Genomic DNA, 466 nt, shown 5'->3' on the forward strand with positions numbered 1-466 from the left:
GGGAGCCGCGGTTGCGAGATCCTGATCTGTGTATGATTTCCGCCCTGTCCCACGGTATCGCCGACGGGCGCGGCGGCGCGCGGGACCTCGCCATCACCTTCGACGACGGCTGGCGCAGCGTCCTCAGCGGGGCGGCGCCGGTCCTCAGCGATCTCGGGATCCCCTGGACCCTGTTCGTCGTGTCGGGCTGGCTCGACCGGCCCGAGAGCGCGCCGCCCGGAATCCTGGGCTGGCGCGCCATCGAGGCGCTCGCGGCGAACGGGGTCGAGATCGGCAGCCATTCCGTGACCCACCCGGATTTCGGGCGCCTCAGCGCGGAAGAGGCGGCCGAGGAGCTGGAGGAATCCCGGCGCGCCATCGGGGCCCGCCTTGGCGTCCTGCCCGACTCCTTCGCGATCCCCCTGGGGCAGTCGGCGAACTGGACGCGGGCGGCCGCCCACGCGGCCCGGGAGGCGGGCTACCGGAT

The 466-nt window shown here is 73.6% G+C and carries 1 protein-coding gene; it reads left to right on the forward strand.

Going from position 1 to position 466, the window contains the following annotated elements:
- Positions 1-32 precede the first annotated feature (32 nt).
- On the forward strand, positions 33-466 hold a 434-nt coding region (locus ACU8YC_RS27010), incomplete at its 3' end, for a polysaccharide deacetylase family protein (protein ID WP_446896263.1).

This window comes from Citrobacter sp. VF227 (assembly GCF_052950715.1).